Genomic DNA, 17,985 nt, shown 5'->3' with positions numbered 1-17,985 from the left:
ACCGGAGAAAGGACTGGAATGTAAATGCCTTTCACATCACTCAATTTGGGGAGGCTGGAGATTTTTACAAGCCTTTATGTGAATGATGTTTACATTATTTTTGATTGTTTCTTTATATCAGGGCGTTACGGAGTGAAAATATATCGCAGAGGGGCATTGACGGTGACCTGCCCAAAGGCAACTGTGGATGTATGAAAGCCATATCTCTCACCAAACGGTTGACCCGATGCCCGCGCGCCACTGCTGAAGCTGACGCAGATCTTCCGCTTGAGCGGTTCGATACAGACGTGCGTCCTTTATTGGCCGGCACCGCTGCGCTTGCGCCTTATCTGGCAACGCTGATCACCAAAGAAGCCGACTGGTTGGAAGAAGCTCTTGAGGCCCCAGAGGCCGCGCTTGATGCCATTTTAACAGCGCCGACCCTGCTGGATGAAGGATCCGTTAACGCGGGCCTGCGTGAGGGGAAAAGGCGTGTGGCGTTGCTCTCTGCTCTGGCGGACCTTGGCGGCGTCTGGTCGCTGGAACAGGTTACAGGTGCGCTAACCGATTATGCCGATGCGGCGACGCAAGCGGCGCTGCGGGTTGCGGTTGGTGCGCAGATACGGCGCGGCAAGCTGCCGGGCCTGACTGGTGATGATGCAGAAACAGCTGGCGGGATGACAGTGCTGGCGATGGGGAAAATGGGAGCAGGGGAGCTGAACTATTCCTCTGATATTGACCTGATCTGCCTGTTTGACGAAAGCCGCTTTGATGCGGATGATTTTCAGGAAGCCCGCGCAGGGTTGATCAAGGCGACACGCGCCATGTCGGCCAGCCTGAGCGATATCACCGGAGACGGCTATGTTTTCCGCACCGACCTGCGCTTGCGGCCTGATCCGGCGGTTACGCCGGTTTGCGTGGGGCTTTTGGCAGCAGAGCGGTATTATGAAAGCCTTGGCCGCACGTGGGAACGCGCCGCCTACATAAAGGCGCGCCCCTGTGCGGGGGATATCAGCGTGGGGGACGGTTTCTTGCAGACCTTGCGCCCCTTTGTCTGGCGCAAGCATCTGGACTTTGCCGCGATACAAGACGCCCATGATATGCGCCTCGCTATCCGCGAACATAAAGGGCTGGGAGGCCCGATCACCTTGCCCGGACACAACATGAAGCTGGGTCGCGGCGGCATCCGCGAGATCGAGTTTTTTACCCAGACACGGCAGTTGATTGCCGGCGGGCGCGACGAAAGCCTGCGCGTACGCGGGACCAAAGAGGGCCTTGGGCTTTTGGCTGGCAAAGGCTGGGTGCCGCAAGGCGTCGCAGACAGCCTGTCCGATCACTATACGTTCCACCGCACGGTCGAGCACCGCTTGCAGATGGTGCGCGATGCACAGACCCACACGCTGCCGCAGACGCCGGAAGGCATGGCGCGGATCGCAGCAATGATGGACATGGACGTTGCTGCGTTGAAAACTGAACTGCACGATCGGCTGAGTGCAGTACACGATATCACCGAAGGGTTCTTTGCGGAAACGCGCGGCCCCGTGACCAAGGTGGAAACCACCCACAGCTTTGACACAAGCGTGATTGAGGCATGGCATGGCTATCCTGCGCTTCGATCAGAACGCGGCGCAGAGCTGTTCGAGCGCCTGAAGCCCGAGCTGTTGGCGCGGTTGGCGCAAGCTGACAAACCGGACGAAGCAATTCTGGCCTTTGATGGCTTCCTGCGCGGTCTCCCTGCGGGGGTGCAGCTGTTTTCGTTGCTCAAGGCAAATCCGCAACTGGCTGACCTGCTGATCACCATCGTCTCCGTATCTCCGATGTTGGCGGACCATCTGTCGCGCAACGCGGCGGTACTGGATGCGGTCATTGGCGGTGACTTTTTTGCAGACTGGCCGGGACAGGATGCGCTGGCCGACGCGCTTGCTGCACGGTTGGCGACGCTGGACGATTATGAGGCGCAGCTTGACGGAACGCGGGCCTGGGCGCGCGAATGGCATTTTAGGATCGGGGTGCATCATCTACGCGGTCTGACGGACGGTGTCACTGCGGCGGCGCAATATAGCGATCTGGCCCGCGCTGTGTTGCGCGCGCTTTGGCCTGTGGTCATTGACGAGATTTCGCGCCGTCATGGCCCGCCACCGGGCAAGGGGGCTGTGATTGTCGGCATGGGCTCTCTCGGGGCGGGGCAGCTCACGGCGCAATCGGACCTGGATATGATTGTGATTTATGACGCCGACGGGGTCGAGGCATCAGAAGGGCGGCGCCCGTTGCCTGCGCGGCAGTATTACGCGCGGCTTACGCAGGCGATGATCACAGCGATGAGCGCCCCGATGTCGCAAGGGCGGCTTTATGAACTGGACCTGCGTCTGCGGCCGTCAGGGAACAAGGGGCCGGTGGCGACGTCTATCGACTCCTTTGCCAGCTACCAGCGGAACGAGGCATGGGTCTGGGAGCATCTGGCGCTCACCCGTGCGCAGGTGGTGGCCGGACCTGAGGCGCTGGCGGCCGAGGTAGAGGCGTTGCGCAAAGAGATCCTTGGCGGCGCGCGGGACATTGCGGATGTCTGCACCCAGACCGCAGAGATGCGGGCGCGTATTGCAGCGGCGAAATCACCGGAAGGGGTGCTGGATGCCAAGATTGGTGCAGGCCGCTTGCAGGATATCGAACTGTTCGCTCAGGCAGGCGCATTGGTGGGCGGCGCGCTGGAACGTGATATTTCGTCAGGGCTTGCAGCGGCAAGAAAAGCGGGGCTGATCGATGCCGAAGGTGAACAGACGTTAAATGCAGCATACGCGCGGCTGTGGGCGCTGCAATCAGCCACGCGGTTGCTGTCTGCACGCCCTCTCAAGCTTGGCGCGTTGCGCGCAGCCACGTGGCGTTTTTTGATCCACGCAGTAGGCACATCGCCTGAAAGCGACACCAGCGAAGAGTTGGAGGCGCAACTGGAGCATACCTATCATGAGGCCAATACCATTATAACAACAGCATTGGACGCACATGGCAGCGGGACGGCATCATGAAAAAATCCACACCGGATGATCCCAAGGGTCTGATCTATGAAGCCTTCCGAATTGAGGGGATCACCAAGCCCGAGTGCCGGACCATCTTCCTTGACTGGGCGCTAAGTCTTGGACCGGAGTGTGAGACCCGCACAGCGTTGCTCCAACTGATCGAGACTTACGGCAGCGACCCCGCCCATCCGATGTCCGAAGTCATGAACGAGGGTTTGCACAGCATTGCAACACCGCGCCGTCGGGGCGGATGGCGTAGCCGCAAGCGGGACTAAAGTGGTGCGAAACTGACGTAAGGGAGTGCAAGAAATATCCCGATAACCCGCAAAATACACCGATTACCTTCAATTTGTGCCAAGTCTGGCTCAAGTTTGTCGCAAACCTGCCTCATTCAGACGTCAAGCCATAGGAGACAATAGTTTCAAGGCCCCCCCGGTCTGAGGAGTACCAGATGAAGATGATCAAGTTTGCATGTGCCCTGACACTTGGCGCCGCGCTAAGCGCTTGCGCAACCAGTGACATCGTAACAAGGGAGGCGTCCTTTACGACACCGCAAGCAACATCTGATGTGACTTTCAGCACAGGCGACAGCCGCGCGCAGCTGAAAACCGGCACCGAACGCAGTGTGCGCCGCATCACAAACAGCCAGCGCCAGCCGCAGACAATTCTTCCTGATGCGATCCTGCGCCAGATCAATGTCTCACAGATCAATGTCCGCGTTCCGACCAAACTGAAGGTATCCGAAGCCAACCGCTACTATCCAAGTGGTGATATTGTCTGGCGCGAAGATCCGATGGGCAACCGCCATGAGCAGGTTGCACGCATCGTGTATGATGCAATGTCTGCCGGCACATCCACTTTTCAGGGACCGGTTCCTGTGATCCTCGACATCGAAGTCGTCCGATTCCACGCCCTGAGCGAAAAAGCCCGCTATACTGTCGGTGGTGTACACCATGTGGTCTTTAAAATGGTGCTGCGCGATGCCCAGACGGGGGAGTTTCTCTCCGAGCCGCGCCGTGTTGAAACAGATCTAGAAGCTTTTGGCGGACAGCAGGCAATCACCGCCGAAGCGCGCGGCCTGACGCAAAAGGTCCGCATCTCCGGCCACTTGTCCGAAGTGATCCGCCAGCAAATGACAGAGCCGGACGGCTATAAGAACGCTTCCTTCGGATTCTACCAACTGGTTAACAGATTATAAGCTTTCCCTCTGCATGGGAACAGACTAGGGAAGGGCGCTATGACAGCGCCCTTTTCCACATCCGCTCCGCTTCCCGTTGTACGCCTTATGCCAAAGGCAAACGCGCGCGCCATTCGTCATGGTGCGCCTTGGGTTTATGCAAACGAACTGGTCACAGACCGACGGACCAAGGGCCTAGCACCGGGTGCGATGGCGGTCCTGGAGGACAGCCTGCGCCAGCCCTTGGGTGTGGTGACGGTCAACCCGAATTCCAAGATCATGGCGCGGATGATGGATGCCGATCCTGCGGCTGTCATTGACCAAGCGTGGATGGAAACCCATCTGCGCCGCGCGCTGTCCCTGCGGACACGGCTCTATGATGCGCCGTATTACCGCTTGGTCCACGCCGAAGCGGACGGTCTCCCCGGCGTGATTATCGACCGTTTCGGCGATACCTGCGTGATCCAGCCAAATGCCGCATGGTCCGACGCCTTGATTGAGCCGCTGACGGCAGCGCTGATCGAAGTGACTGGCGTGACAAACGTGCTCAAGAACGCATCTGGCCGCACACGTAGCCTTGAGGGGCTCGACGATGTGAGCGGTGTTCTTGCGGGCGCTGCACCTGACCAGGCTGTCCCTGTGCAAATGAACGGCGCTACTTATATGGCCGACCTTACCGGTGGCCAGAAGACTGGTATTTTCTACGACCAACGGCCGAACCACGCCTTTGCGGCCTCTTTGTCGCGCGGCGCGCGGGTATTGGATGTTTTCGCCCATGTTGGCGGGTTTGGTCTGGCGGCGGTGGCCGCTGGTGCAAATTCCGCGCTGTGCGTGGACGGGTCTGCTCCTGCGCTTGCTCTGGCAGAGCAGGGCGCCGCCGCGATGGGTGTTTCCGACCGCGTCAGCACACGTCAGGGTGATGCATTCGACGTTCTGACGGCACTGCGCGCTGAAGGGGCCGAATTTGACGTGGTTATCTGCGATCCACCCGCTTTTGCACCGGCCAAGCCTGCACTTGAAGCGGGTTTGCGGGCGTATGAGCGTATTGCCCGACTGGCAGCCCCATTGGTGGCCGAGGGCGGCATTCTTGGGCTTTGCTCCTGCTCGCACGCGGCGGACCTGACCGCATTTCGCGTGGCATCGGTTCGCGGCATCGGCAGGGCAGGTCGCCGCCCATCGTTGATCCACACTGGCTTTGCAGGCGCGGACCACCCGCAACTGCCACAACTGGCCGAAACCGGATACCTCAAATCGCTGTTCTTCCACCTGTAACACGATGAAAGTTCTTCTCGACGCTTGCGTATTATATCCGACTGTCATGCGGGAGATGCTGTTGGGGGTGGCGCGGTACGACCTATACACGCCGCTATGGTCAGCGCGTATTCTGGAAGAATGGGCAAGGGCCGCCCGCAAGCTGGGTCCAGAGGGGGAGGCAATCGCGCGCGGCGAAGTCGCCATGATCCAATCCGCCTTTCCAAACGCCAGTGTCGCGAGACATGCGGGGCTTGAAGCGCGGCTGTGGCTGCCCGATGAAAACGACATTCACGTATTGGCCGCTGCGGTCAACGGCAACGCCGAGCTTATCGTGACCATGAACGCCAAGGATTTTCCGCGCGGTATTCTGGCTGAAGAAGGCGTGGCGCGTGCTGATCCCGACGCATTCCTGATGGGTCATTTTCAGGCAGCACCAGAAGCCGTGACACAGGTTGCTGAAAAGACTGTGGCCGAAGCACGCAGGCTGTCAGGTGAGGATTGGAATATCCGGTCTTTGCTGAAAAAGGCGCGGTTACCACGACTGGGCAAGGCGCTAACCGCTTAAGTCATCGCTCGAATGTCGGCTGTTAAAGCATTGAATTAGCTATCCCACTTTTGCTGCATATGCGTGAGCGCGGCAATCCGCTCTTCTGTTTTGGGGTGGGTCAGCAGCCAAGCTGGTGCCCGACCACCACCCGATTTGGTCAGCGCGTCAAGCTTCCGGAACAGGGAAATTTGCGGGTCGATTCCGATACCTGCTTTGGTCAGTAACGCAGCGGCATAGGCGTCTGCTTCAAACTCGTCACTGCGCGATAGCTTGGCTGCCAGCAGGGACGTCAACATATTGGCGATCCACATCCCGATGCCGGGGATAAAACGGCTTAGCACCATGCCAAGGGCCGCGCGCATGGCGTTCTGCCCCGAGAAATCAATCATCCGGCGGCGCGAGTGGCCAAGCGCCACGTGGCCCAGCTCATGCGCGATGACGCTTGCCAGCTCCTGTGCCGTGACTTCGCCCGCGCGAAATTTGTTGTAGAACCCGCGGGTGATGAAAATACGCCCGTCAGGGGCAGCAAGCCCGTTCACCGGCTCAATCTCGTAGATGTGGACATTGATGCGTGGCAAATCCAGCGCTTTTGCCATCTGCTTGCTCATCTCTACCAGCTTTGGGTCAGCCAACACCGTAGACTGCTCATCCAGCTCTCGCCCTGTCCGCCAAACGGAAAAGCGGTACATCATAAGACCGTAAAGGACGGCAAGCAGGATGGGGATCACTTTGATCATAGGTTTAATATGGAGGTGTGGCCTGCAGGGGCAAGGGGCGTTGTTCGGATAGGCTCGATAACTTAGAAGATTCTGTTTGCATGAGAAACTAGAAAGGGCAAAGCCGTGCTTTCTGTCGGAAGTCCGCTATGCGGACAAAGTGACCGTTCTCCACCGCTGCAGCAGTCATTCGTTGGAACGTTTTCTTAGCGCCGTAACCTGTGCTTGACGAAGCGCACGCAGTCTTCGCTTTTTCCGCAAAACGTATACCGGCGGCGCAACTAAAGCGCTTAACATCAAAGCAAGAATACCGAATTTCAAAGTGGTATTGGTTATGCCAAACAGGATGACCGGCACCGACAAAATCAAAACAAAATAGTAATATACCAGCGATCGGCCCAACCCAGAAGCTGGCACATGATTTGCCGCGTGCAGATCTATTTCGTTGGTCATCAAACTACCTCCAAGAAAAACAGCTCCAGTAAGAATAGCCATTGCTGCATTTAGCTTTTCATCCCCCCTATCACCATAGTCTGAGCCCACAAGTTGGTCGAGAGCTTCTGGTCAAGAAGGGCTCGAAGAAGACATTCAGTAGATGCCGGCGCCCTTTCGCTATGGAATAATGGTAGGTCCCAAGATCGCTGAGGCAGCTTTGGGTCTTAGATTTACCGGGTAAGCGTCTTCATCCCGCGTGACAGACCTTCGAGTGTCATCGGTACCATTGCCTCTTTGCCGAAAATCTCTTGGATCATGGTGATCGACTGGGTGTAGGACCAGTATTTCTCGGGGATAGGATTGATCCAGAGGTTCGATTTCCACTGCTCGCGCGCGCGGTTCAGCCAGACGGAGCCAGCCTCGGGGTTCCAATGCTCGTTTGCGCCACCGGGGTAGGCGATCTCATACGGGGACATGCTTGCGTCGCCGACAAAGATGCAGCGGTAATCGGGGCCGTAAGTGCGCAGGATTTCATGAGTGGGCGTTTGTGCATCCCAGCGACGGCGGTTGTCGCGCCAGACACCTTCGTACAGACAGTTGTGGAAGTAGAAATATTCCATGTGCTTGAACTCGGACCGCGCGGCAGAGAAGAGCTCCTCAACCACTTTGATATGCGGGTCCATTGAGCCGCCAACATCAAGGAACAGCAGCACTTTGACCGCATTGCGCCGCTCGGGACGGGTTTTCACATCCAGATAGCCTTGCTCGGCGGTGGAGCGGATGGTGCCGTTCAGGTCCAGCTCTTCGTTGGCACCGTCACGGGCCCAGCGGCGCAGGCGTTTCAGCGCGACTTTGATGTTGCGGGTGCCCAGTTCAACACTGTCGTCCAGATTGCGGAATTCGCGTTTGTCCCAGACCTTCACGGCCTTCTGGTGGCGCGATTCCTTCTGCCCGATGCGCACGCCTTCGGGGTTGTAGCCGTAAGCCCCAAAAGGAGAGGTGCCGCCGGTGCCGACCCATTTATTTCCGCCCTCATGGCGCTTCTCTTGTTCCTTGAGGCGCTCTTTGAGCGTTTCCATCAGCTTTTCGAAGCCGCCGAGGGCTTCGATCTCGGCCTTTTCTTCGTCGCTCAGGTGCTTTTCGGACATCTTCGTCAGCCAGTCAGACGGAATATCGACCGCTTCCATCACCTGATCCAGCGTGATGTTCTCAAGACCGGAAAAGGCGGCGGCAAATGCTTGGTCGAATTTGTCGATGTTCCGCTCGTCCTTCACCATCGATACGCGGGCGAGGTAATAGAACGCCTCCACGTCGTAGGTGGCCAGACCGGCGGACATTGCATCCAGAAACGCCAGAAATTCCCGCATGGATACGGGAACTTTATGGGCGCGTAGCTGTTCGAAGAAAGGCAGGAACATCAGCTTGTTAGCCTGTCGATGATAACAGTCAGAAACATACCCACTATCAGGAATGCCATGCCGTAGCCGATTGCGTATTGCGCGATGTCCTTGCGGTTGCCGCGGCGTTTGCGTGCGGTCATTCCGCCAATCAATGCGCCAATTATCGCCAACCCGATTACAATCATTCTCTAGCCCTTTTTGGTTGCGGGCTATCCTTTGAGCGGGTTGAGCGATGCAATCTCGCGCAGCTTGGCCCGCACAGCCCAGTCTGAACCAAATCCGTACCGCGCCCATCCCAGACTGTCCAGACGGACGGCCTCTGCTTCTGAGGGGCGGTTTTCAAGATCCAGCGCTTCGGCACGTAGCAGGAGCAGTGTTGAAAGCAATGCGGCATTTTCGTTCAGGCGTGCGATTTCTATATGTGGCGCAATCATTTGCAGCGCTTCCGATCCCTGACCCTGGCTGATGGCAAAGGCGGCCATCTGCGTGGCAACGTAGGCCTGATGCAGGCGGGTGCCGGGGGTGGCAGCGTAAAAGCGTTTCGCGGCGGCATAGTGTTGCTGTGCTTCATGCGGGCTATCGTGCTGAATAACACGACCCATCGCATAATGGGCAAAGGCGCGGCGCTGGTCCTGCCAGCCCATGGCCCCGGCGATGCGCAGCGCTTCGGCAGCAGCAGAGCGGCGCGCGCTTCGCTGCGTGGCTGGTCCAAGCGCGGTTTCAATTGCGCGCTTCCACTGGATTGGCGTGCGGGTGGCAAAGCTGGCGGCTGCAGTTTCACCGCGCGGGTTAATCTGGCGCAGGATGTGGGGCAGGGTGGCGGCCACCTGACCGCGGCTCATGCCGTTGTGCAGCTGCGGTGCATAATAGGTGCGCAACATCAGCATATCAAAGCCCGTCAGAACGGTGTGCACGTTGTCATCATTGAAGACGGAATCCGGCAGACGGTAGAGATCGTTGAGCGGGCCAAGTGCCTGCGCAAGTTCTTCGTGCAAACAGTCGCGGACTTCTTGCGGGCTGACGTCGTTGGGCAGGAAAATCGCCAGACGTTCACGGGAACGCAGCTGTGACCAGTTGGCCAGTTTGCTTTTTCGTGCCTTGCGGTATTCGTCGAGGGTACTGACATTCGGGGCGACGAAACACGCGGCTTGCGGCAGCAGGCGGCGGATTTCACTGCGCGGAACCGCGTTGATCGTAATGTTGGCACGTGGCGCGCTGATCTGTGAAATGTTGATCCGCGCCTCTGTGCGCAAGCGACCGATCAAGCGGTTCAGGTCGTGCTGCAGTGACGCAGGCTGCTGCCCGGTCACGGTTACCGTGATGGGACCTTCAAACCGCGTGAACACGGGCAGTTCGCGACCGCTCTCAAGCTTGAAAGAGAGCTCGATGAAATCGAGAGCCAGATCGTTATTTGCGCGGACCGGACCTACGTGCCGACCGGTCGCAAAAACTTTCACTGGTGGAAGGTCGCTGTCGGAAATTGTCATGCGGCGGGAAACATCCCCGCCGGATGTGGGGGTGCACGCATTAAGCGCCATAGCGAGAACAAGGGCGATATGTGACTTCATGCCGTCAAGCCTGCGGGGGTTGGGTTTGCGTAAATCTTTGAAAAACGCGCAAAAGTTGCGCGCACAACACGTGCGTTCCGGATACTCATACTCTGCCTGCCTGCCCTTTTGAGCTTCAATTGGAGATCTTTTCGCCTCTCAACCTGTTCACGGTAGGGAGCATTCAAGGCAAAGTAGAGGCAATTTTTAACGATTTGGGCAGGCCTGTGTTCGCGGATGCGAAAAAGTCACAGGTGTTAATTGGCCGGATTAAAGCGATATTGTGACCCGCGCGGCAGCCAAAGGCGGCGTCGCGGACCGTGATCTGCTACTGGGAACAGGGCAGATGACGTCTGCAACGCTGGATTGAAAAGCAGCGGCGTTCGGTCTGGATCATCCGGACCGCCGCCGCTGCGCATGTCTTAACGTCCGCCGCGGGCCATAAAGGCCAGACGCTCGAACAGGTGCACGTCTTGTTCGTTTTTCAAAAGCGCGCCATGCAGTTTCGGCAGCGCCGACGTACCATCCGATTTCAGGTCCTTGGCATCCATATCTTCGGCCAACAGCAGCTTGAGCCAGTCGATGACTTCGGATGTAGAGGGCTTTTTCTTCAGGCCCTGCTGTTCACGGATTTCGTAAAACTGGGTGAGGGCGGTCGTCAGCAACTCTGCTTTGATACCGGGGTGGTGAACTTCGACGATCTTCTTGAGCGTCTCCATATCGGGGAACTGGATGTAGTGGAAAAAGCAGCGGCGCAGGAACGCATCGGGCAGCTCTTTTTCATTGTTGGAAGTGATGATCACAATCGGCCGGATCTTTGCTTTGATCGTCTCACCGGTTTCGTAGACAAAGAACTCCATCTTATCGAGCTCTTGCAAAAGGTCGTTGGGGAATTCGATGTCTGCCTTGTCGATTTCATCAATCAACAGGACGACTTTCTCGTTGGCTTCGAACGCTTCCCAAAGCTTGCCCTTGCGGATGTAGTTGCGCACATCATGAACTTTTTCTTCGCCCAACTGGCTGTCGCGCAAACGGCTGACGGCGTCGTATTCGTAAAGACCCTGTTGCGCACGTGTTGTTGATTTCACGTTCCACTCGATCATCCGGAGGCCCAACGCGGAAGAGACCTGCCGCGCCAGCTCCGTTTTCCCGGTACCGGGTTCGCCTTTAACGAGCAATGGCCGCTCCAGCTGGACGGCAGCATTCACCGCAATCTTCAGATCATCCGTTGCGACGTAGTCGGCGGTACCTTGAAATTTCATGTCGTGATCATCTTTCCGGTTCATTTCAGTCAACTTTTTCGTTGTTTATCATAGCGCATCATTGAGTAGTGACAATCACCTACGTGTCCTGTAGACCCCGCGCCATGGAGTGTCGTGAGGGAGAATTCCACGTGACAATGACGAACTACGTTGATGGGAAAAGCAAAGTGAAAAACGAAAGCTTTTTGCCGGACGACTACACGCCGGCCGAAGACGAGCCTTTCATGAATGATCGGCAAGTCGAATATTTCCGCAGGAAGTTGCACAACTGGAAGGCGGAACTGCTTGCAGGTAGCCGGGACACTATCGAAGCCCTTCAGGATGGCACGCGTAACATTCCGGACGTGAATGACCGCGCCTCTGAAGAGACCGACCGTGCGCTTGAACTGCGCACTCGTGACCGCGCCCGCAAACTTGTTGGCAAGATTGACGCCGCCCTGCGCCGCATTGATGAGGGTGAATTCGGCTACTGTTCCGTGACCGGTGAACCGATCTCGCTCAAGCGTCTGGATGCGCGTCCTATCGCCACCATGAGCCTTGAAGCGCAGGAGAAGCATGAACGCCGCGAGAAAGTTCATCGCGACGATTGATCGCGTCGCGGTTGCGTGTCAGCGAAGAAATATTGTCGGTCTGGTATCGGTGTTGATATAGAGATTTGAAAAGCGCTGCAGCGAAAGCTGTGGCGCTTTTCGCAAAAGGGACATGGCGATGAAAATTAGAAATGTGATCGTTGTCGGTGCGGGCATCGGTGGCCTAACCGCAGCCATCGCTTTTGCCCGTCGCGGTGTGGCCGTCACCGTTCTGGAGCAGGCCCCCGCGATCCGCGAAGTCGGTGCAGGCCTTCAGGTCAGCCCCAATGGCCTGTTTGTCTTGCGCGCTTTGGGGTTGGAAAAGCGCCTTTTAGAGCGTGGCGCGGTGCGCGGCAAAGCTGTTGTGATGCGTGCCCATGACGGGGCGGATGAACTCGTCCGGCTTGACCTGTCATTGCTCCCGTCTAACCAGCGCTATTTGTTCATGCACCGCGCCGATTTGATTGATGTTCTGGCCCGTGCCGCACGCGAGAATAATGTCAGTTTTGAGATGGGGACGCAGGTTCAGGACGTACATGCAGGGGCGACACCCACGCTTACCCTGACGGATGGCAGTACCCGCCGTGCAGAGCTGATCGTGGGTGCGGATGGCCTACAGTCACGCGCTCGGGTTGCGCTCAATGGCGAGGACGATCCCTTCTTCACGGGGCAAGTCGCATGGCGCGCAACTGTTCCGAACACGGTAGATCACGAAGATGTGGCCATGGTGACAATGGGGCCGGGCCGTCATCTGGTCAGCTACCCCTTGCGTAACGGCACATTGGTCAACCTTGTTGCAGTGGAAGAGCGAAAAAGCTGGGCAGCCGAGGGATGGAACCATCCCGATGATCCCGCACATCTAAGAGCCGCTTTTGCCGGATGGGGCGGCATGGCAGGCACGCTGATCAACGCCGTCAAAGCGCCAACCCTTTGGGGGCTGCATCGCCATCCGGTTGCTCCGGTTTGGCACGCGGGTGGTGTTGCTTTGCTGGGGGACGCTGCGCATCCGACGCTGCCGTTTCTGGCTCAGGGCGCCAATATGGCGCTCGAAGATGCGTGGGTATTGGCTGATCATGTACTGCGGGGCGGCACCGGTGCGCTACCTGCCTATCAAAGTGAACGCCGCCCCCGTGTCGCACGTGTCATCAAGGCCGCTGAGGGTAATGCATGGCGGTTCCATTTGCGCCCCGGACCGCTGCGCTTTGCTGCGCATAAAGTGATGGGGCTGGGCAGCCGGTACGCGCCCCGCCGGATGCTGGGCGCGTTTGACTGGTTGTACGGTGTGGATGTGACGGCACGGTCCGGCCGCCCCTAATAGGGCTATTTGGCCCGTGCAACCATGCCGAACAGGTCACGTGGGTCATCAGGGTCTGCCACCATGTCGAGAGGCGTGAAGAATTCGGTGCCCTTGATCGCATCGCGCACATAGCATAGCGCCGAGAAATCCTCGATTGCGAAACCCACACTGTCGAACAGGGTGATCTGCTTGGCATCTTTACGGCCCTGCGCCGCGCCGGTCAAAACTTCCCAGAATTCGGTCACTGGGTGATCTGCGTCAAGCTGCTGGATTTCGCCCTCGATGCGGGTCTGTTCGGGATATTCCACAAAGATTTCAGCACGGTTCAGAATGGCGGGGGCCAGCTCTGTCTTGCCGGGGCAATCGCCGCCAATGGCGTTGATGTGCACACCTGCGCCGACCATATTGTCGGTCAGGATTGTTGCATACTGCTTGTCCGCTGTGCAGGTCGTGATGATCTGTGCGCCCAGTATAGCCTCTTCGGCAGTGCTACAGCTGACAACATTCAGGCCCGAGCCCTCAAGGTTACGGGCGCATTTGGCCGTGGCGGCGGGGTCTATGTCAAACAGGCGGACCTCCTTGATGCCGACGATGGCTTGCATCGCGATGCTCTGGAATTCGGACTGAGCGCCGTTGCCGATCATCGCCATTACGGTTGATCCTTTGGGCGCCAGCACCCGCGCCGCCAGCGCCGACGTGGCTGCCGTGCGCAAGGCGGTCAGGATTGTCATTTCAGAAAACAGCACCGGATAACCCGTTGCCACGTCCGATAGCAAACCGAATGCAGTGACCGTCTGGAGGCCTCCGGCCATGTTGCCCGGATGGCCGTTGACGTATTTGAACCCGTAGACGTCACCGTCAGACGTTGGCATCAATTCAATCACGCCCACATCAGAATGTGATGCCACGCGCGGTGTCTTGTCAAAAAGCGGCCAGCGGCGGAAGTCGGCCTCGATCTGGTCGCAGATGCCTTGCATCATGGCTGCAAGGCCCGTGTGGTTGATGAGTTGCATCATGTGATCGACGCTGACGAATGGCACAAATGCCTTTTCGGATGGGGCTAGCATGAATGTTACCTTCTTATTGACGGTTAGCGGCGCGAAAGGTGCAGCCCTGCAATCATGCAGCGCACCGATCCACCGGCGGTTTCGAGTGTTGGAATGGACAGCGGCAGCAGGTCGGCGTGCTGCCCGATCCGTTTAATCTGGTTTTGTGTCAACGCGTTATGCGCCGTTTTTGACAGCGCCATTATCAAGCCGTCGCTGCCTTCAAGCTCTATCGCGTTGCCGGCAAAGGCGTTGATTTGCGCCTCGCTCAGGGCAATGACTTCGCGGCCCGTTTCTTCCAGACGGGCAATAACGGTGGCGCGGCGTTCTGGATCGGTGATCATATCCAGCCCCACAAGGGCCACGCGGGTGCCTACGGCCATCAGAACGTTGGTGTGGTAAACCGCGCGCCCGGCGCTATCTGCTGCGTCAAATGCAACCGGCTCAAAGTTGAAGTGAGTGCAGAAACGCTCCAACAGAACCGGATCTGCCCGACGGGACCGGACCACATAGGCGACCCGCCCGATATGATCTAGTACCATGGCACCGGTGCCTTCCAAGGCCAGACTGTCTTGCTCCAAGCCGGAGTAATCAATGACATCCTGCACGCGGAACGTGGTTTTCAGGTGCTCTATGATATCGGCACGACGTTCAGTCCGCCGGTTTGGCGCATACATCGGATAGATCGCCACATGGCCCCCCGCATGGGTCGAGAACCAGTTGTTTGGAAACACAGAATCGGGTGTCTGGTCAGAGGTGTCATCAAAGTCATGCACAGCCACACCATGGCTGCGCAATGCGGCGACTACACCATCAAACTCGGCCCGGGCAGTGGCGCTGACATCCGTGTCAGACGCCTTCTGATAGGCGTTGTCACCCTGCGTTTGCGGGTTGGAATGAAAGTGGTGAGGCCGGATCATCACCACATCACAAGGGGCTTGGGGGTACATATCAATAAGCTCGTGTTGGGCGGTCAAACACATTGCGGCCAAGGGCAGAGGCGGCCAGATCGACCATCAGCTGCGCCGTGCGACCGCGTTCGTCCAGAAACGGGTTCAGCTCTACCAGATCAAGCGAGGTCATCAGGTTAGAATCGTTGATCATCTCCATGACCAGATGCCCTTCACGTACGGTCGCGCCACCGGGAACGGTGGTGCCAACCGCCGGTGCTGCCGCCGGATCAAGGAAATCCACGTCAAGTGAGACATGCAACATGCCGCCTGCTGCTTCGACCCGATCCAAGAACGCACCAAGAGGCCGCGCAATGCCGGTTTCGTCAATCTCGCGCATGTCAACGCGGGTGATGTCGGTTTCTTGCAAGGCATCGCGTTCCGCCGGATCGACAGAGCGCAGGCCGATCATTGCGATCTGGTCAAAAGGCTGTGGCGCGGGCAGGGTGGGCCAGCCAGAGAAATCTCCGCGCCCCGTGACATAGGCCACAGGTGTGCCGTGCAGGTTGCCGCTGTCGGTGCTTTCCAGCGTGTGGAAATCACTGTGGGCATCCAGCCAAAGCACAAAGAGAGGCCGGTCTTGCGTGGCTGCATAACGCATCGCACCCAGCACAGTGCCAGCCGCCAGTGCGTGATCGCCACCCATCGTAATGGGCATGCCGCGCGCCAGTGATGCTTCGGTCGTGTCTGCAAGGCTCTGGGTCCATGCGATGGTCTCTGACAGACGGTGCAGCTTTGGGTGCGGTACATCTGTGTAAGGGGCAGGCGCAACGTTACCGATATCTTCGACCGTGTGCCCAAGGCTTTGCAAAGCGGGCCCAAGCCCCGCGGTGCGGTAGGCGTCCGGCCCCATGATGCAGCCACGGCGGATTTTGCCACAGTCAAGCGGGGCGCCCTGAAGAATACAGTGTTGTGGTGTCATGGTGGAGATTCCTTTTTGTTGATTTGATATAGTCGGCCTATCTGTACTATGAATAGCGGTCAAAGTGTCCGATATGGGGCGTGGCTGTGCATAACGGAGGTTAGAATGGACGAAACGGATCATAAGTTGATTGCGGCTTTGCGCCATGATGCGCGGGCGTCCCTTTCTGATCTGGCAGCAAGGCTGAATATGTCACGCACCACTGTGCGCGCACGGATTGCCCGTCTGCAAGAGCGGGGTGAGATTGTCGGATTTTCTGTCATCACCCGCGCGGATGTGGCGCAAGACCCCGTGCGCGGCTTGATGATGATTGAGATTGAGGGCCGCGGTGCAGAGCGCATTAAGCGGCAACTCTCTGCCATGTCGGAACTGCGCGCGGTGCATTCTACCAACGGCCGTTGGGACCTAATCGTCGAGATTGGAACACCGACCTTGGTGGATTTTGACGCAGTGCTTAGCCGCATCAGGCGGCTGGAAGGGGTCAATGCGTCGGAAACCAGCCTGCTTCTGAGCACGCAAAAGTCAGGCTAGGCGCGGCGCGCCACCTGTATCCAAATCGCTGCTAGCGCCAGAGACAAGATCGCGTTCCATCCCGCCATGCTGATCCCTGCCAGTTGCCACGCGATATCATCACAGCGGACAAGCGGCGCGTTGAGGATCTGATCCATAAGCTCTTGCGCGCTCAAATTGGTCACGCCGGAAGACGTGCAACTGGTCGGACCTTCCCACCATCCTTGCTCTACTCCAACGTGATAGGCCCCGATCGCGGCAGTTGTCAGTGCGGCAATAACCCCAAGCCAGGCAAGCTTGACCTTACCGGAGAGCAGGACCATGCAGCCAATCAAGATAGCGGCAGCATGCGGCCAGCGTTGCCACAAGCACATTTTGCATGGCGGCAGACCACCGATGTGCTGAAAGCCATATGCGCCCAGCAACAGGGCGGCAGATCCAAGGGTTGCGATCAGGGACAGACGTTTTAAATCCATTTCAGCACCAGAAAACCACCAATCAGAAGCGCGAGTGCAAGGGTGAACATCAAGGGCAGGCGGCGTTCGATAAAGTCACGAACAGGAGCGCCGAACTTCCACAACAGCAGAGCGACAAGGAAAAACCGCAGGCCGCGGGCCAGAATAGATGTTGTTATAAAGGTCGCAAGCGGCATCCCCGTCCAACCCGACATAATCGTGATAACCTTATAGGGGAAGGGCGTAATACCCGCAGCCAGCACAGCCCAGAAACCCAGATCGTTAAATCGTGTAGCGAACTCATCCATTGAGTGTGCTTTGCCAAGGGCACGCAAGATTGGCTCTCCGAGCGTGTCATAAGCCAGCGCGCCAATGGCATAACCCAGCATACCACCCAGAACAGATGCCACCAAAGCCACCCCTGCAATAACAAACGCGCGGTTCGGACGGGCAAGGATCATCGGAATCATGATGATATCCGGCGGTATCGGAAACATCGAACTCTCTAAAAAAGAGACCAGCGCAAGTACCCAAAGGGCATGGCGATGCTCGGCAAGGCTGAGCGTCCAGTCATATAGGCGTTGGATCATGCGGGTGGCTCCCTGTGTTGGAGCGTCAAAACCACCAAGCGCCGTCTAGGTCAATAGATGGTGCAGCGTACAGAAGTGGTGAGATAGATGCAGTTTTGGCTTGCTCCGCATCTGCGGTCAGGCTAGATGCTGACCCGTGCCCAAGTGGCGGAATGGTAGACGCAGGGGATTCAAAATCCCCCGCCGCGAGGCGTGCCGGTTCGAGTCCGGCCTTGGGTACCAACCTGACCTATGTCAGGTTTTCCGTTAAATCCTAAATCATCATAGTTTTGACACAATGCGCCCGCGAGATTTGCGAAATGTGGCGTGGATTGTGCT

18 protein-coding genes, 1 tRNA gene and 1 pseudogene are annotated in these 17,985 nt (G+C 57.8%); 9 read left to right on the top strand and 11 right to left on the bottom strand.

What is annotated here, in order from left to right:
* Positions 1 to 191: 191 nt before the first annotated feature.
* The 5 genes from K3757_RS09995 (at position 192) to K3757_RS09975 (ending at position 5,986) form a co-directional block, all read left to right on the top strand.
* A complete protein-coding gene (locus K3757_RS09995; protein WP_259995218.1) occupies positions 192 to 2,999 on the top strand; it encodes a glutamine-synthetase adenylyltransferase in 2,808 nt (935 codons plus the stop codon).
* The gene (locus tag K3757_RS09990; protein ID WP_259995216.1) at positions 2,996 to 3,265 is read left to right on the top strand and encodes a hypothetical protein; all 270 of its coding nucleotides are present in this window, start codon (positions 2,996 to 2,998) and stop codon (positions 3,263 to 3,265) included. The genes K3757_RS09995 and K3757_RS09990 overlap by 4 nt, the downstream gene beginning before the upstream one ends.
* Before the next feature lie 176 nt (positions 3,266 to 3,441).
* Positions 3,442 to 4,188 carry a DUF6778 family protein gene (locus K3757_RS09985; RefSeq protein WP_259995214.1) on the top strand — a complete coding sequence of 249 codons (747 nt, stop codon included), beginning with the start codon at positions 3,442 to 3,444 and terminating at the stop codon, positions 4,186 to 4,188.
* Between the two features lie 39 nt (positions 4,189 to 4,227).
* Positions 4,228 to 5,439, top strand: coding sequence for an RSP_2647 family RNA methyltransferase (locus tag K3757_RS09980; protein WP_259995212.1), 1,212 nt, complete (start codon positions 4,228 to 4,230; stop codon positions 5,437 to 5,439).
* A 4-nt stretch (positions 5,440 to 5,443) separates the two neighbouring features.
* Positions 5,444 to 5,986 (top strand): RSP_2648 family PIN domain-containing protein, encoded by a 543-nt coding sequence (locus K3757_RS09975; protein ID WP_259995202.1) that lies wholly within the window; start codon positions 5,444 to 5,446, stop codon positions 5,984 to 5,986.
* Positions 5,987 to 6,021: 35 nt separating this feature from the next.
* On the opposite strand, the gene K3757_RS09970 is transcribed toward K3757_RS09975, so the two are convergent.
* The 6 genes from K3757_RS09970 to K3757_RS09945 form a co-directional block, all read right to left on the bottom strand.
* Positions 6,022 to 6,705: a M48 family metallopeptidase gene (locus tag K3757_RS09970; protein WP_259995200.1), complete on the bottom strand. Its 684-nt coding sequence runs from the start codon at positions 6,703 to 6,705 to the stop codon at positions 6,022 to 6,024.
* Positions 6,706 to 6,870: 165 nt separating this feature from the next.
* Entirely contained in the window at positions 6,871 to 7,137 is a 267-nt protein-coding gene (locus K3757_RS09965) for a hypothetical protein (protein ID WP_259995198.1), read from the bottom strand.
* A 212-nt stretch (positions 7,138 to 7,349) separates the two neighbouring features.
* Positions 7,350 to 8,537, bottom strand: a complete 1,188-nt coding sequence (locus K3757_RS09960; RefSeq protein WP_259995196.1) for a VWA domain-containing protein — start codon at positions 8,535 to 8,537, stop codon at positions 7,350 to 7,352.
* Positions 8,537 to 8,704 (bottom strand): apolipoprotein acyltransferase, encoded by a 168-nt coding sequence (locus K3757_RS09955; RefSeq protein ID WP_259995194.1) that lies wholly within the window; start codon positions 8,702 to 8,704, stop codon positions 8,537 to 8,539. The genes K3757_RS09960 and K3757_RS09955 overlap by 1 nt, the downstream gene beginning before the upstream one ends.
* Positions 8,705 to 8,728: 24 nt before the next feature.
* The gene (locus K3757_RS09950; RefSeq protein ID WP_259995192.1) at positions 8,729 to 10,087 is read right to left on the bottom strand and encodes a DUF2927 domain-containing protein; all 1,359 of its coding nucleotides are present in this window, start codon (positions 10,085 to 10,087) and stop codon (positions 8,729 to 8,731) included.
* Positions 10,088 to 10,488: 401 nt separating this feature from the next.
* On the bottom strand, positions 10,489 to 11,328 hold the full coding sequence (locus K3757_RS09945; protein WP_259995190.1) for a MoxR family ATPase: 840 nt from the start codon (positions 11,326 to 11,328) through the stop codon (positions 10,489 to 10,491).
* Between the two features lie 137 nt (positions 11,329 to 11,465).
* On the opposite strand from K3757_RS09945, the gene dksA reads away from it, so the two are divergent.
* Both dksA and K3757_RS09935 read left to right on the top strand, forming a co-directional pair.
* A complete protein-coding gene (gene dksA, locus K3757_RS09940) occupies positions 11,466 to 11,918 on the top strand; it encodes an RNA polymerase-binding protein DksA (protein ID WP_260001229.1) in 453 nt (150 codons plus the stop codon).
* A gap of 85 nt (positions 11,919 to 12,003) precedes the next feature.
* Positions 12,004 to 13,212: pseudogene (locus K3757_RS09935) on the top strand (FAD-dependent monooxygenase); the annotation flags it as partial.
* A gap of 5 nt (positions 13,213 to 13,217) precedes the next feature.
* Here K3757_RS09935 and K3757_RS09930 read toward each other — a convergent pair.
* Genes K3757_RS09930 through rocF form a run of 3 tightly spaced genes read right to left on the bottom strand, consistent with a single transcriptional unit; the run spans position 13,218 to position 16,112 of the window.
* Positions 13,218 to 14,261: an ornithine cyclodeaminase gene (locus K3757_RS09930; RefSeq protein ID WP_259995186.1), complete on the bottom strand. Its 1,044-nt coding sequence runs from the start codon at positions 14,259 to 14,261 to the stop codon at positions 13,218 to 13,220.
* Between the two features lie 23 nt (positions 14,262 to 14,284).
* On the bottom strand, positions 14,285 to 15,190 hold the full coding sequence (gene ctlX, locus K3757_RS09925) for a citrulline utilization hydrolase CtlX (RefSeq protein ID WP_259995184.1): 906 nt from the start codon (positions 15,188 to 15,190) through the stop codon (positions 14,285 to 14,287).
* A 1-nt stretch (position 15,191) separates the two neighbouring features.
* Positions 15,192 to 16,112 carry an arginase gene (gene rocF / locus K3757_RS09920; protein WP_259995182.1) on the bottom strand — a complete coding sequence of 307 codons (921 nt, stop codon included), beginning with the start codon at positions 16,110 to 16,112 and terminating at the stop codon, positions 15,192 to 15,194.
* Between the two features lie 105 nt (positions 16,113 to 16,217).
* Between rocF and K3757_RS09915 the strand changes: the two genes are divergently transcribed.
* Complete coding sequence (locus tag K3757_RS09915; RefSeq protein ID WP_259995177.1) at positions 16,218 to 16,643, top strand: Lrp/AsnC family transcriptional regulator; 426 nt, start codon at positions 16,218 to 16,220, stop codon at positions 16,641 to 16,643.
* Here K3757_RS09915 and K3757_RS09910 read toward each other — a convergent pair.
* Both K3757_RS09910 and K3757_RS09905 read right to left on the bottom strand, forming a co-directional pair.
* On the bottom strand, positions 16,640 to 17,098 hold the full coding sequence (locus K3757_RS09910; RefSeq protein ID WP_259995176.1) for a disulfide bond formation protein B: 459 nt from the start codon (positions 17,096 to 17,098) through the stop codon (positions 16,640 to 16,642). The genes K3757_RS09915 and K3757_RS09910 overlap by 4 nt on opposite strands.
* On the bottom strand, positions 17,089 to 17,667 hold the full coding sequence (locus K3757_RS09905) for a YqaA family protein (protein WP_259995174.1): 579 nt from the start codon (positions 17,665 to 17,667) through the stop codon (positions 17,089 to 17,091). Before K3757_RS09905 ends, K3757_RS09910 begins: the two co-directional genes overlap by 10 nt.
* 138 nt (positions 17,668 to 17,805) lie before the next feature.
* Here K3757_RS09905 and K3757_RS09900 point away from each other — a divergent pair.
* Positions 17,806 to 17,889 (top strand) — tRNA-Leu (locus K3757_RS09900).
* The last annotated feature ends 96 nt before the right edge of the window (positions 17,890 to 17,985 follow it).

It is taken from the genome of Sulfitobacter sp. S223, from assembly GCF_025143825.1.
Classification (GTDB): Bacteria; Pseudomonadota; Alphaproteobacteria; order Rhodobacterales; family Rhodobacteraceae; genus Sulfitobacter.
This window is presented reverse-complemented; position numbering and strand designations above follow the sequence as displayed.